General features: G+C 38.7%; 13 protein-coding genes. 9 read left to right on the top strand and 4 right to left on the bottom strand.

The window, feature by feature from the left end; genetic code table 11:
- Positions 1-354 precede the first annotated feature (354 nt).
- Positions 355-1,149 (top strand): sensor histidine kinase, encoded by a 795-nt coding sequence (locus G7074_RS19480; protein WP_158674024.1) that lies wholly within the window; start codon positions 355-357, stop codon positions 1,147-1,149.
- Positions 1,149-1,916, top strand: coding sequence for a LytTR family DNA-binding domain-containing protein (locus G7074_RS19475; protein WP_166210713.1), 768 nt, complete (start codon positions 1,149-1,151; stop codon positions 1,914-1,916). Before G7074_RS19480 ends, G7074_RS19475 begins: the two co-directional genes overlap by 1 nt.
- Before the next feature lie 90 nt (positions 1,917-2,006).
- On the opposite strand, the gene G7074_RS19470 is transcribed toward G7074_RS19475, so the two are convergent.
- Positions 2,007-2,243: a helix-turn-helix transcriptional regulator gene (locus tag G7074_RS19470; protein WP_166210710.1), complete on the bottom strand. Its 237-nt coding sequence runs from the start codon at positions 2,241-2,243 to the stop codon at positions 2,007-2,009.
- A 556-nt stretch (positions 2,244-2,799) separates the two neighbouring features.
- Between G7074_RS19470 and G7074_RS19465 the strand changes: the two genes are divergently transcribed.
- Positions 2,800-3,396 carry a hypothetical protein gene (locus G7074_RS19465; protein WP_166210707.1) on the top strand — a complete coding sequence of 199 codons (597 nt, stop codon included), beginning with the start codon at positions 2,800-2,802 and terminating at the stop codon, positions 3,394-3,396.
- Positions 3,397-3,433: 37 nt separating this feature from the next.
- On the opposite strand, the gene G7074_RS19460 is transcribed toward G7074_RS19465, so the two are convergent.
- Positions 3,434-3,964 carry a DNA-binding transcriptional regulator gene (locus G7074_RS19460; protein WP_166210704.1) on the bottom strand — a complete coding sequence of 177 codons (531 nt, stop codon included), beginning with the start codon at positions 3,962-3,964 and terminating at the stop codon, positions 3,434-3,436.
- A gap of 636 nt (positions 3,965-4,600) precedes the next feature.
- Here G7074_RS19460 and G7074_RS19455 point away from each other — a divergent pair.
- Complete coding sequence (locus G7074_RS19455; RefSeq protein WP_166210701.1) at positions 4,601-5,179, top strand: M48 family metallopeptidase; 579 nt, start codon at positions 4,601-4,603, stop codon at positions 5,177-5,179.
- Between the two features lie 272 nt (positions 5,180-5,451).
- Here the strand turns inward: G7074_RS19455 and G7074_RS19450 are convergent, their stop codons facing one another.
- A complete protein-coding gene (locus tag G7074_RS19450; RefSeq protein WP_233603849.1) occupies positions 5,452-6,423 on the bottom strand; it encodes an ROK family protein in 972 nt (323 codons plus the stop codon).
- Positions 6,424-6,836: 413 nt separating this feature from the next.
- On the opposite strand from G7074_RS19450, the gene G7074_RS19445 reads away from it, so the two are divergent.
- From G7074_RS19445 to G7074_RS19430, 5 genes are all read left to right on the top strand, one after another.
- Complete coding sequence (locus tag G7074_RS19445; RefSeq protein ID WP_166210698.1) at positions 6,837-8,036, top strand: glycoside hydrolase family 88 protein; 1,200 nt, start codon at positions 6,837-6,839, stop codon at positions 8,034-8,036.
- Between the two features lie 14 nt (positions 8,037-8,050).
- Positions 8,051-10,003, top strand: a complete 1,953-nt coding sequence (gene hepC / locus G7074_RS19440) for a heparin-sulfate lyase HepC (RefSeq protein ID WP_166210695.1) — start codon at positions 8,051-8,053, stop codon at positions 10,001-10,003.
- Positions 10,004-10,024: 21 nt separating this feature from the next.
- Positions 10,025-10,318, top strand: a complete 294-nt coding sequence (locus G7074_RS27670; protein WP_255456744.1) for a heparinase II/III family protein — start codon at positions 10,025-10,027, stop codon at positions 10,316-10,318.
- A complete protein-coding gene (hepC, locus tag G7074_RS27665; protein ID WP_255456815.1) occupies positions 10,315-12,012 on the top strand; it encodes a heparin-sulfate lyase HepC in 1,698 nt (565 codons plus the stop codon). Before G7074_RS27670 ends, hepC (G7074_RS27665) begins: the two co-directional genes overlap by 4 nt.
- Positions 12,013-12,120: 108 nt before the next feature.
- Positions 12,121-13,680 carry a heparin lyase I family protein gene (locus G7074_RS19430; protein WP_166210692.1) on the top strand — a complete coding sequence of 520 codons (1,560 nt, stop codon included), beginning with the start codon at positions 12,121-12,123 and terminating at the stop codon, positions 13,678-13,680.
- A gap of 73 nt (positions 13,681-13,753) precedes the next feature.
- Here G7074_RS19430 and G7074_RS19425 read toward each other — a convergent pair whose 3' ends face one another.
- Positions 13,754-14,008 (bottom strand): hypothetical protein, encoded by a 255-nt coding sequence (locus G7074_RS19425; protein ID WP_124559680.1) that lies wholly within the window; start codon positions 14,006-14,008, stop codon positions 13,754-13,756.
- Between the last annotated feature and the right edge of the window lie 179 nt (positions 14,009-14,187).

The raw sequence follows: 14,187 nt of genomic DNA, 5'->3' as shown, positions 1-14,187 counted from the left end.
TTAAGTAATCTATTTAGTGAAAGTACCCTCCGTTGCGGATTGTACACACTGGCCTTTCTATTCTGCTTTTATTTTCTTAGAAAGTATATGTTACGGGTAAATATGAATAGGTGGCTTAATTCTGTTCTAACCGCTTGGCTTGCTGTGTTGGTCATAATCATTACAGTGCAATCTGCACAGAATCTCGCAAGTTTTATCAGGCATATAAGATTTGATGATTCAGCAAATTTTCACATTAAAATTGGTGATATAAGGTTTATAATATTAGCTCCAATAGTACTTGCATTACTATTCGTTCTTTATCTCTGGGCAAGTAGCTATTGGAAACGATCAGTGAAGGATATTGTAAAAATTATGATTATTGAAGGCGCTTTTGCCTTTATCCTCAGTATGGGAACTATGGTAATCACTCAAGTATTTATTTTGGGCTTCAATAATATACTTGTATCGCTATCCATCTGGATTCCCGGACCAACTGGTTGTGCGCTGGCTTTCGCTTTTTATAATTATTACATTTATAACAACAGGCTTAAATTCCGTGAAAAGGAATTACAGATTGTCCGCTTGCAACAGCAGCTTTCGCAATCGCAGTTAGATGCTCTATCATCAAAAATAAACCCTCATTTTTTGTACAACGCTTTAAATTCTATTGCCGGCTTAGCCACATCCGACGGTTTAAAGACGAGAAGCATGGCTATTGCACTTTCCAAATTTTTTAGGTATAATGTTAACAAAGAAGAGAGTAACTATGTAAGTGTAAGCGAAGAAATGGAAATGGTATTAACTTACTTAGAGATTGAAAAAATAAGGTTTGATGAGCGTTTGAATTACAGTTATAATATACCCAATGAACTGGAAGACGAGCTGATTCCCCGACATATTTTGCAGCCATTGGTCGAAAATGCGGTAAAACATGGTGGCCAGACAGATAATTTAGAAATAAATATCGTAATGAAAAAGGATGAAAAAAATATCGTACTACAGGTTGCCGATAACGGTAAACCATTCGATCAGGATTTTAGCCCGGGCTATGGCATAAAATCATTGTACGATAAACTCGATCTTTTAACTTCAGGGCAATATGAGATTGCTTTTGAAAATCATCCCAAACAGGTAAATATTACTATCGGTGAACACAAAAAAATATAATGAGTAAAAGATTCAAAACCATCATTGTAGATGATGAATACCCAGCCAGGCTAATGATGAAAGAATTGATTAGTAAGCATTTGGATCTGATTGAGGTTATTGGCGAAGCAGAAAATGGTAAATCGGCAATTAAACTGATCAATAGTTTAAAACCTGACCTCATATTCTTAGATATTCAGATGCCTGACATGGAGGCATTTACTATGCTCCTTAAGCTTAATCATAAACCTATGGTAGTTTTTACAACCGCTTATGAGCAATATGCTATAAAAGCCTTTGAGGAGCATGCCGTTGATTATCTTTTAAAACCCATTGAAGATGCCAGATTTGACAAATGTATTGTAAAGCTCAGGCACTTTGTAAATGCTACACCGCAGGTTATTGATTTTAATAGTTTGAAGCAGTTTTTTGATCATTTGCAACCTAAAAAAATGATTACAGCAATACCGATTAAAATAAAAGATAAAATTATTCTGGTACGCTTAAGTAAAATATCATACTTACTGGCCGAACAGGGCTATGTTATCATTTATACAGATAATGGAGAGAAATTTTTAACAGAACTTACACTATCTGAACTAGAAGATAAACTTCCCTCCAACTTTTTAAGGGTACAACGTTCTTATATTATCAATACTGAAAAAATACTAGAAATTAACCGGTATTTCAATAACCGGCTAATTATTTTAATGAATGATAGCAACGATACAAAAATCATTTCCGGCACTACTTACATTAATCAAATTAGACTGGCACTTGATTTATAATGGAAGTAAAACCTGTCCGTATGGTGTTTTTGACGGAAAAATTCAACCGCGTTTAATGTGCATTACAAATGCACGGCTCAATAGTCCTCGTTACAAACGAGGACTATTAGGAGTTAAATTTTTAACCACATCGCCTATAAAATCTTCGAAAGTAATGTTGTAATGCAGTATCAATGCATACACATGCAGGAAACTTGGTGTACCTATATCGTTTTCCCATTTAATATAGGTTGGCCTGCTAACGAATAATATTTCTGCAATCTCTTGTTGTGTAAGTCCAGATTTCTGTCTGAATTGTTTTAAAGTTTTCCCTAACCTTTTATTCATACTAATACATGATTATAAATATAATTTCGGGATGGGACTAATATATAATAAATAGGTATTATGTAAAAAAAATATCATCAATGTAAAGAAAAGTATCACTTTCTAAATAAAATTAAACTACATATTTGTTTAAATAGCTAATCTAAACATGGCGAAAATTTCTCTCTAAGGGAGATGGAAACTACCGGGTGCGGTAAATTTGGGGTACTGAATGTGGTTCCGAAACAAATGTAATTGCAGAATACAACAACGAACTATTTTAACTTATGCTTTTGTTTTATAAAATTCATCTCTTTTTTTTCATTTCATTACAAGTAACCTTTGCACAGCAAAATTCTTATAAAATTAAGCTTATTGATAGCCTTAATAAATTACCATTAAGCAATGCAACTGTATCAATTAACGGAAACAAGTACTTTACAGCAGATTCAAAGGGGAAATTGTTTTAGAAAATAAAAATATAAAATCAGGCGATACCTTACGTTTCTCCCATATCGGTTACTCCTCCAAAATTTTTATAATTTCAAAATTGAGCATATTGCCTACCACAATTACAATGGCTAATGAAAACGCTCAACTTTTTGAGGTAAACATTTCAGCAAAAAAGAAGTCAAAGCTAATTGAAATTGGAAATACGCACACAGCCTACTTTACTGGTTTTATGACTTTTACGAATTCAAAGTATGCTCTATTTGTGCCTTATGAAACAAATTTTGCTGGATTGTTTAAAAGTGTTCAATTAAAAATTAGCGACCGCGGTAAAGGGCAGCGAATGCCCCTAAAAGTTAATATCTATTCAAAAACGGATTTGGGAAAACCTGGAGTAGCATTAATTAATGATGATGTAATTGTTCATAATCCAGAGGGAAAAGTTAATGTTGTTGTAGATATTAGTAAATATAATTTAGAAGTACCTAAAACTGGTTTTTTTATAGTAGCAGAAACTTTAACGGCAGAATATTATGATGAAGGTTTTGTAAAATCTCAATCAGGCCAGCTCAGAAATAAACTACCTGCTTTTTTTTGGACCCAAAAGAAAAGGAACAGTAAAAGCTACAGTCTCGGACAAAATGGTTTTGATCTTAGAAAACAGTGGATTGATGTTTACGAAGTGAACTTCTGTTTCTCGGCTAAGGTGCAGGTTAACAATTAATATAAGCAAAATACTAATGTATTTATCATTATCTGTATCAATCTATTTTTGCTTCATCAATAATCATTTGCGCAACTTTCTGTTCGTGCTCCAGCTTTTTAATGCGAAAAGAAAGTTGAGCCTGCAAATGTGGGCCGCAGCTTTCTATCTTTTCTAAACAACTTATTTCGAGCAGATCCAAATAAGCCATCAGTTGTGTCGATTCATGCGCTTCGAGCCTTAACTGTTTAATAATCGTCCATAAAGTTTGTGTTTTGGTATAAGCCTGAGTTAATGCTTTTAATCTCCGCTTCAGCCTTAAACAAACAAATGCAGCCTTCTCTATTCGTTGCTCCATGTTTTTGATCATTAAAACTGTACTCTCCTGCTCTTTAATTTTAATTTTTTCGGAGGGCGCTATTTCCAACTCAGCCTGCAACAACATTTCTATTTTAGAAAGTATTTTAAGCTGCCAGGTGCTAAGGCTCCGCGAACCAATTTCGTACATACCGGCAGTGCTTCTGTTCATCCCCAGTAGGTTGCTCATTTCATCTTGCGAAAGCCCTAATTTTTCTCTAATGTTTTTCATTTCTTGATCAGCATAAAATCTATGCAGTGTTGTAACAGTTTCTATTGTGGTATTTTTTTGTATCTGTTAAAATTTGCCCACAAATGTGTGACAACTTTTGTTGTGACATTTTTTTTTGTCACAACAAAAATTGTCACAATGTAAATCGGATTTAAAAAAACAATTTTTCAATTTTCGCTAAACATTAGCTCCAACACCATCATTTCATTGCAGATGTTCATAGTTTATTTGAATTAAACACACTGCTCCTCTTCAAAAAAGCGACCACAAAAAAATCTGCTTACTTAATACTTTAAAAGCGGGCTTAAAACGCGCTGTGAAGAGAAAAGATTAAAAAGCCAAGCCAAACCAAACCGGTTAATCAGATGTGGGGAAATAATTCTACAAATAACCCCAAAACGGGGAATTATTTCCTCATTTAAGGCTTCAATAAAAAACCAGGGGGCTAAAAAAAACATGCTTAAAAAGGGTTAAAACAAAGAAATGCACAGCTTTGCAATTCTTAATTAGAACATGGCATAGTTATTTAATAGCTTTTGTTAAAAATAACTATATGTATATGTCTGCAAATGAGCTTTGAACTCATAGATTATTCCAAGTTAAATTTTATGGCATTAACATTTGTACTAGCAAAAAATGAATATTAGCATATATTTTACGGCCATTGCTTTATTTAGCTACTCTTTTGCCTACGGCCAAATATTAGATACAGCAAACCTGGAGGTACATAAGTCAGTTAGAATAAAATATTCAGATAATAAAGTAGTTGAGAGTTTGTGTGTAGAAGCCGGAGAACTGTTTAGCATGGTTCAGTACACAAAAGGTTTAGCGCTCTTTGAAAAAGCAGATTCTTTAGAGAATAATAATTCAATGATTAAATCTGGAATCGGCTGGGCATATATGCATATACCTGATTATGTTAAGGCCATTGAAAATTTTCATTTAGCGCTTGCCATTAATCCTCGTGATTCATCGTCGAAAAGGAATATCATGATCTGTTACTTGTATCAAAAAAAGTATGATATAGCAATAATGAAGGGCAAGCAATATTTAAAAGAATACCCCAATGATCCTGAAAGTTACTATAATTTAATGACGGTATACTATTATGCTAAAGACCAGAAAAATGCCATAAGGTTTGGCAAAAGTCCATTCCACTTTATCTTGCTCAAAAAAGCAGATCAGTTTATGATGCCTACTACTTATTGGGTATGATATACCACAATCAAGGCGATTACTTTAATTCAGACAAGATGTTTAAGTTGGTAACTGATCGTGGAATAAAAGTAGAAGAAAAGTATAGATCACATTAACTAAACTAATGTGTTTTAATTGTGGCACTTTTTAACCTTTATTAAAATTTGCACACAAATTTGTGACAACTTTTGTTGTGACAGTTTTTATTGTCACAGTAAAAGTTGTCACAGTATAAAGCAGGGCTTAAAAAACAATTTTTATATTTTTTCTAAATACCAGCCCCGGCACTATTATTTCGTGGCGTAATCAAATACTTTAAATTTTTGAAAAACGTTAGCGGCACAGCCCAGCAAACCGGCTTTGTTACCCAGTTTAGCCGGCACAACCAATGCATTAACTGATGCAACCGGTACGGCTAATGTTTTAATTCTCCGTTCTATCTCTCTGGTATAAAAAGCGCCAGCTTCACTTATGCCGCCACCTATTACAATTTTTTCGGGACTAAAGATGTTGATAAAGCTGGTAATACCTGTAGCCAGGTAATCGAAATGTAGTTCCATTGCTTTAACCGCATATTCTTCTCCTTCCAAATACTTTTCTATAATGTACCTGCCATCAACTTCGTCTGTTTCGGGTATCCCCGGATGAATAAACTGGTAGTGTTTCAACAAAGCAGTTACCGAAGCATAGGCTTCTAAACATCCTTTTGCGCCACATGCACAGGCTAAACCGTTGTGTTGCACAATAATATGTCCCAATTCCGTTCCTCTGTTTCTAAACCCACCATACAACTTGTTATCGATCATAACAGCCCCTCCTACTCCTGTGCCTACCGTAAGAAAAACAACATCACTGCAATCTTTCGCTGCGCCATAAGTCATTTCGCCAAGCCCCATCAAATTGGCATCATTATCCATTATAATGTTGTAACGGGTTACATCCTGCAAAATTTCGCCCAGGGCCAGTTGCTTAAAGCCTGGTAAATTGTCGGCACCGGCAATAATTTTATTGTTGTATATCGTTCCCGGAAATCCTATTCCAACACCCAGAATAGGGTGCTTAACTTTTGACGCGCAGGTTTGGATCGCCTCCACAATAAGTGCAATAATTGCACCTTGTGTTTTTGCCTTTTTTAACGAAATTAATGTGGAATATAAAATTTCTCCCTGCTGGTTTACTACCCCGCATTTTAGCGACGAGCCGCCAACATCAATTCCAATGGCATAAGATTGATCCATGTTGGTATTGTTTAAAGTTATCATTTGTTTGTGGTTTTAGTCTTTCTGTTTTTGTTTCAGGGTAATTTTGTCAATTCTAAACCCTGCTCTGGCTGGCAGCCTTGCCTAAGCATTATTCCTGCTCAGCATTTTTGCTCCCTGCCATTGAACCGACACCATATTTATCCTTTTTAATCAGGGCTAAAAATAAAACGCGGTGTGCTTTAAGGGCTTAGGTTTTGGCTCAAAATATTTTAACATTGGTTAACGACTACTATCCTACCCTTCAAAAAAAACACGATTTCATTTCGAATGTATTAATCAGCCCATAAAAATGAGGTTTTAATCAAATTCAAAATATTTATGGTAATAATCAAAAGTGTTTATGTACCGATGCCCCTAATTTCACAATTATAAAACAATTATCAACAAATATCAAAGATTCAAACCTTAACACAATGAAAAAAGCTTTTTGCTTAATAGTGCTGGCTACTACACTCTTATTAAATGGTTACGCTGCGCCCGTACAAAACGACCCGCCGGCAAGCTGGCTAAAAAAAACCACTGATATCATTGCATTTCAGTTGAACAAGGCCAGCCAAACCTATAAACCAGGCCAAAATCCGCGTTCTGTAAATCCAAATGGAACCGTTAGGATTGCTGGCTTAACCGATTGGACCACCGGTTTTTTTCCGGGTAGTTTATGGTATGGATACGAGCTTACCGGCGATCAGAACCTGGCAGATGAAGCTAAAAAATTTACACTGGCGCTAGATTCGATCCGCAGCATTACCAATACGCACGATTTGGGTTTTATGCTTTACTGCTCGTACGGCAATGCTTTTAGGCTAACCGGCGATAAAGCCTATTTACCGGCATTAGCCGATGGGGCAAAACACCTTGCAGCAAGGTTTAACCCTAAAGTTGGGGTAATCCGTTCGTGGGATTTCGCCTGGTGGCATTACCCTGTAATTATCGATAATATGATGAACCTCGAATATTTATATTGGGGCGCCAAAACATTTAACAGCCCTAACTATGCTGCTATAGCCAATGCACACGCTACCACCACCATGAAAAACCATTACCGCAAAGATTTTAGTTCTTACCATGTGGTAGATTACGATGCAGCAACAGGAAAAGTATTGAAAAAAGCCACCCACCAGGGCTTAACAGACGAATCGGCCTGGGCCCGCGGACAAGCCTGGGGTTTATACGGCTATACCATGTGTTATAAAAACAGTAAAAACCCGGCGTTTTTAACACAGGCCGAAAACATTGCCAAATTTATTATGAACCACCCCAGCTTACAGAAAGATAAGATTCCGGCATGGGATTTAGATGTACACAACGCCGATGATTTGGATACCGACGGTGCAGCTCCACGCGATGCTTCAGCCGCTGCAGTAATTGCCTCGGCCCTGCTCGATTTAAGCACCCAGGTAAAAGACGGTCAAAAATATTTTAACTACGCCGAAGATATTTTGAAAACGCTATCATCCGATGCTTATTTGGCTAAACCAGGAGAAAACCAATATTTTATCCTGAAACACAGTGTAGGTGCATTTTTATACAATTCGGAAATAGATACTCCTCTTGATTATGCCGACTATTATTACCTGGAGGCCTTAAATCGTTATAAAAAAATTAAAGGTTAACAAAGCCCATAAAGATGATGTTAAAGAAATTATTGTTAACGGCTTGCCTTTTTTGCCTTTCGGGCGTTGTTTTATATGCCCAGGAGCAACCTTTAGGCAGCAATAGCTTCGGCAGTATAAATCTGTCGCACCCCGGCCTCAAAAATGTGGCCAAGGCTATGGCTAAAAACGACTACGAAAAAGCCGCCACACAGTTGCTGGCTTATTTCCGCAAAAGCAAAGCTGCATTAAGCCCTGGCCAAACTACCCAAAAGGTAAACCCCAATACGCAACAACTTGCCGATGATATTTTGCTGCACAAATTTAAACCGCACAAAGGTTACGGCACATTTGATTACGGGAAAGATATTAACTGGCAGTTTCGTCCGGTTAAAGACCAGTTGCTGAGCACTTTTTTGCACCGCACAACTTTCTGGGAATCGCTGGGTACCGTTTATTTAGCCACAGGTGATGAACGTTACGCCAAAGAATGGGTTTTTGAGGTGCAAGACTGGATTAGTAAGAACAAACAAGGCGCTTATGCCGATGATAAAGACTACGCCTGGAAAGCTTTTGTAGTTTCGTTTAGGTTAAACAATTGGGCTACTTTCTTTAACCAGTTTATTAATTCGCCAAATTTTACCCCAAAATTTTTATTGGCATTTCTAAATGCTTATAACGAACAAGCCAATTATGTAATGGCCAACTATACCGATATGGGCAATCACCGGTTGTACGAAGCAGAACATTTGCTTTTGGCAGGCACCAGTTTTCCTGAATTTAACCAGGCCAATACCTGGCGCAAAAGTGGTATAACGGTACTAAATGCCGAAATTACGAAACAGGTTTACCCCGATGGTGTACACTTCGAGTTGTCGCCCTCTTATCATATTGGTACCATTAGCACATTTTTACGTGCCTTAAAAATGGCCAAAGATGCCGGAATTGCAAGCGATTTCCCTCAGAGTTACCGCAACCTGGTAGAGAAAATGTGTACGGCAGTGCCTAAATTTTCGTTTCCAGATTATACTTTCCCCTTGTATGGCAATTCGTTTATCACCAACAAAACACAGATGATGAAGAACTACCAGGCCTGGGCTGAAGTGTTTCCTGAGAATAGCGAAATAGCCTATTTTGCTACAGGTGGCAAATCGGGCGCTCAACCTGCATATTTATCCAGTGCGCTAAACAACGCAGGTTTCTACGCTTTTAGAAATGGTTGGAACCAAAAAGCTACCGTAATGCAAATCAAGGCAGGGCCACCAGCCGAATTTCACTCACACCCCGATAATGGCAACTTTGTACTTTGGGTTAAGGGACGCAATTTTACGCCCGATGCCGGCAGCTTTATTTATGCCAATGTAGGCAATCAGGAAAACAGTAAAAGAGACTGGTACCGCAGTACCAAAGCGCATCAAACCCTCACCCTTGATGATAAAACCATTGAAAATAACGCCAAATTAATAAAGTGGCAACCTGTTGGCGATGTACAGGTACTGAGCTACAGCAATCCGGGCTATAAGGGTTTAAATCATCAGCGTACCTTCCTTTTTATCGATCAGTCGTACTTTATCATTATCGACAAGGCCAGTGGTGCATTAACCGGTAAATTGGGCATCCATTATGTGCTTACTGAGGATGCGAAAGCTGGTGTAGATAAAAACAACCTTCAGTTTAATACCACTTATGCTGATGGCAACAACCTGAGCATACAGGTATTAAACAAAACTGGTATTAACCTTAAAGAAGAAGAAAGCTTTGTTTCTTACGAATACCAGAAAGAGGCTGCGCGCCCCGCATTTGTTTTTGAGCAAGAGAAGCTTACAGGCAAGCCGGGTACTTTTGTAAGCCTGGTAATGCCCTATACCGGCACCAACGCCCCTAAAGCATGGTTAAAAGAAAATGCAGGCAATAATTTCGAAACCGGAAAAATAGACCTGACCTTAACCATAAACGGCAAGGAAAAAACCATTAAACAACAACTCTAATTACACCTTAGCAACATAAACATGATACGTTTTAAAGCAAAAATTTTCTTTTGTGCCTTTCTCCTCTCCGGTACGCTTGCAAAGGCCCAAAGTAACATTAGCAAAGAAAGCTTTGACCTGATTAACCTGGGCTATCCGGGCCTGGAGCAGGTAAAAAAAGCGGTAGAAGCCGGCCAATATGAGGAAGCTGGCAAAGTGCTTTTGCGTTACTACAGAAATAAACTGGGTGCTAAACCCGATTTAAGTAATCTGGAAACACCAATAGATACGGGTAAGTTAGCCCTAAAACTAAAGAAACTGCTGATAATGCCCTGAAACATCTTTTTAAAACGCAGGAAAGTTATGGCTATTTCGATTTTGGGCAGGATATTAACTGGCAGCTTTGGCCAGTAAAAGATAACGAAGTGCGTTGGCAGCTACACCGTGTTAAATGGTGGATGCCCATGGCGATAACTTATCGTTATACCCACAATGAGCAATATGCCAAAGAATGGATGTTCCAGTTTGAAGACTGGATGAAAAAAAATCCCCAGGGCTTATCGGCCGATAATGATAAGTATGCCTGGCGTCCGCTTGAAGTATCAGACCGCATTCAAAGTTTAATACCTACACTGAGTTTTTTCATCAACTCGCCCAATTTTACTCCGGCATTTTTATTAACCTTTTTAAAAAGCTACGGTCAGCAGGCCGATTACCTGCCTAAAAATTATGCTGCAGAGGGTAATCACCGCTTATTTGAAGCCCAACGTACCTTATTTGCAGGTGCATCGTTACCCGAATTTAAAAATGCACCAGCCTGGCGTAAAAGCGGCATCGATGTGTTAAATGCAGAGATTAAAAAGCAGGTACTGGCCGATGGTGTACAGTATGAACTATCGCCGGTTTACCATGCCGCAGCGATTGATATTTTTATTAAAGCTTATCAGGGCGCGCAAAAAGCAGGCGTAGCGGGCGAGTTTCCGGCCAGCTACAAACAAACCATCGAAAAAATGGCCATGGCTTTTATCAACATCACCTTCCCTAACTATAACCAGCCCATGTTTGGCGACTCGTGGATTAGGGAGAAAAAGCTTCGTTTAAAGCAGTTTCAATCGTGGGCAGCCATGATTCCCGAAAATCCCTTTATTCAATATTTTGCCAGCGATGGCCAGGCAGGTAAAAAACCAAACTGGTTATCGAACGCATTAAGCAACGCTGGTTTTTATACTTTCCGCAACGGTTGGGATAGTACCTCTACTATTTTAATGCTCAAAGCAAGTCCTCCGGCCGAATTTCATGCGCAGCCAGATAACGGCACTTTTGAGCTTTGGGTAAATGGCCGCAATTTTACCCCTGATGCGGGCTGCTTTGTTTACAGTGGCGATGCCGAAATTATGAAACAACGCAACTGGTACCGCCAAACCCGCGTACACAGCACGCTAACTTTGGATAACCAGAATATGCTGATTACGAATGCCGTACAAAACAAATGGCAAAGCAGTAAAAACCTGGATATTTTAACCTTTACCAATCCGAGTTACAAAAATTTAGACCACCGCAGAACGGTAATGTTCATCGATCAAAAATATTTTTTAGTGCTTGATGAGGCCCTGGGCACCGCTACTGGTAACCTGGGTGTGCATTTCCAACTCAAAGAAGATAGCAAACCGGTATTTGATGAAGCAAACAACAAGGTTTTTACCACTTATACCGACGGCAATAACCTGTTAATCCAATCGCTTAATACTGATAAAATTACTTTACACGAGGAGGAGGGAAAAGTTTCTTACGAATATGGTAAAGAAATTAAACGTCCGGCATTTGTATTCGAAAAACCAAAAAGCGACGATAAAACACAGCAATTTATAAGCATAGTTTATCCGTACAATGGCAGCAAAGCACCAGAAATAAAGGTTAAAGAAAATGCCGGTAACGATTATATAAATGGCAACATCAATATCTCAGTTAGCATTAACGGCAAAACAAGTGTACTAAAAGCAAAACTGAACGGTGGCAACACCACTCCATAGTGATTAAAGTTAAGAGGTAATGGTTATATGTTACCTCTTTTTATTTACAGATAAAAAAAATAAGATGATATAAAAAATTACAACCAAGCCTTACTAACCAAAAAACATATGAGAAAAAAAACAGTCTATTTTAAAAAGTATATGGCTATTGCCGTATTATTTTTAGCGGGTGCGTGCAGTAAAATCCAAAGCGAAAAAAGCACGACAACGTTTAAACCAATTTCCAGAATGAGTGGAAGCGCTCCCGCAAGCTATGGCTACGGCGATACCATTTTAAACATCAATTACGAAAGCGGCACACTTAACTCGGGCATTACCGGCCTAACAGCTACCAATGCCACAGCGGCCGATGCGGCATACATTGTATCATCAGGCGCTACCGGAAATTATGCCATTGCACACAAAGTAACCTATGGCGATTCTACCTATTACTCTGATGGCAACTGGCGCAGCGAAGCAGCAAGCAATGGTGTACCTGTAAGCTGCTATTTGCCTGGCGAGGAACGCCGGTATGAGTTTAGTGTACTATTAAAAGACTGGACAGCCTGGAATACTGGCGACCCCACTAATGAAACCAATATTTTTCAGCTAAAAATGTCGGGAGGCGAAGCCGTTCCACTCCAAATCCGCACGCAACGGAATGCAATGCGCGTGGTTTATGGCAATATGGATAATACCAAAACTATGGTAGACATCCTTAGCGATATACGCCCATCGGTAAACCAGTGGATACAGTTCAGGGTAGATGTAAAATGGGCCACTACTGCAACCGGATCTATGAAAATTTACATGAAATTGCCCGGGCAAACAGATTTTACCTTAGCCAATGAAAGGAACAATGCCGTTACTTTTACCGGCGATGTAGGCAGCGGAAACGTTGGTTATGTTAAATGGGGTGTTTACGTAGTGCCACCTAACCTTACACGTATTGTATACCACGATGATTTACGGATTATTAACCTGAACTACCCGCCTACCAGTAATGGCCTGATTTGGGGAAACAGTGTTCCGGATGCTAACCCGGCTTATTTGGATGGCCCCTATACCAAAGCGGGTACCGTAAGCCTGCCTGCCAGTTATAACAACACCAGCAACATTTACCAGCATCCTTATATTAAGTATCAGGACCCGCAAAACATTGTATATGTTAACAGCACAAGTCCGGCGCCAAACCCTGCCGATAATGTGGTGGGTACGCCCTGGTCTGATTTTTCGCGGTCTACGCTCGCTGCATCGGGCATGTCGGGCAGTACCCCTGGCCCAAGCGGACGTTATTTGTTGGGTGGCTGGGCAAATGCATCATCGGCCAGTACACCAACCGTGCTCGATCTTACCGAATATTACGAATTCCGTTTAGAGCCAAAAAGTGGTTATTATTTTAATTTTAGCGATATTAAGTTTACGGTACTTAGGGGCAGCACTACGCACCCCAATCAGTTTGTACTGCGCTCCAGTGTAGATAATTATGCCAGCAACATTTCTGCACCGGTTAGCATTAGCGGTACCACGACGCCTACGCTCATATCGTTCAATGCAGCAGCTCTTACCAATATCAATACAGCCGTTACTTTCAGGTTATATGCCTATGGTGCCACGGCAACCAGTGGTAATTTACTGGTGGGGCTTAACGATTTTCAGGTAAACGGCCAGGTACTTCAATTGCCTTAGCTTACCTTATATTTAAAAACAAAAAAGGCTTTCTTTACCATTAAAGAAAGCCTTTTACAACAAATTAAGCTGCTTAGCTTAAAATGATCTGGTAATTTACATTTACTCTTTTCGGATAATTGCTTTGCTCGTTGTTTAACGAAACAAAAGCTGCACCGTTGTGAACTTCGTTTTTTAATGCGTGCTCATAGTGTGTTTGAATAGCTTCCTGATAATCGCCCTGAAGGTGTTTGGCTGTTTCGGCTAAAAGATTTCGGTCATTTAAGTTTTCTGGCAATAAAGTGATATCGCAGTTTCCCTCACTTATTTCTTTGACTAAGTATTTCATTTTTGTTTTAAATCTTTGTTTCCCGCTTTATAAATAAGATTACGCGAACGGTCAAAAATATGGTAAGTCTGTATTTTTCATGTAATCTAAAAGTTAATTTTTTGGGTAAATCATGTATCAATTTCAATTCGAAACGTATGATTTTGGCCACACAACAGCACTTTCAGCAGCAATACAAC

Origin of the sequence: Pedobacter sp. HDW13 (genome assembly GCF_011303555.1) — a bacterium.
Classification (GTDB): domain Bacteria; phylum Bacteroidota; class Bacteroidia; order Sphingobacteriales; family Sphingobacteriaceae; genus Pedobacter.
Note: the sequence above shows the minus strand (reverse complement) of the source record. Positions and strands in the feature narration are given on the sequence as shown.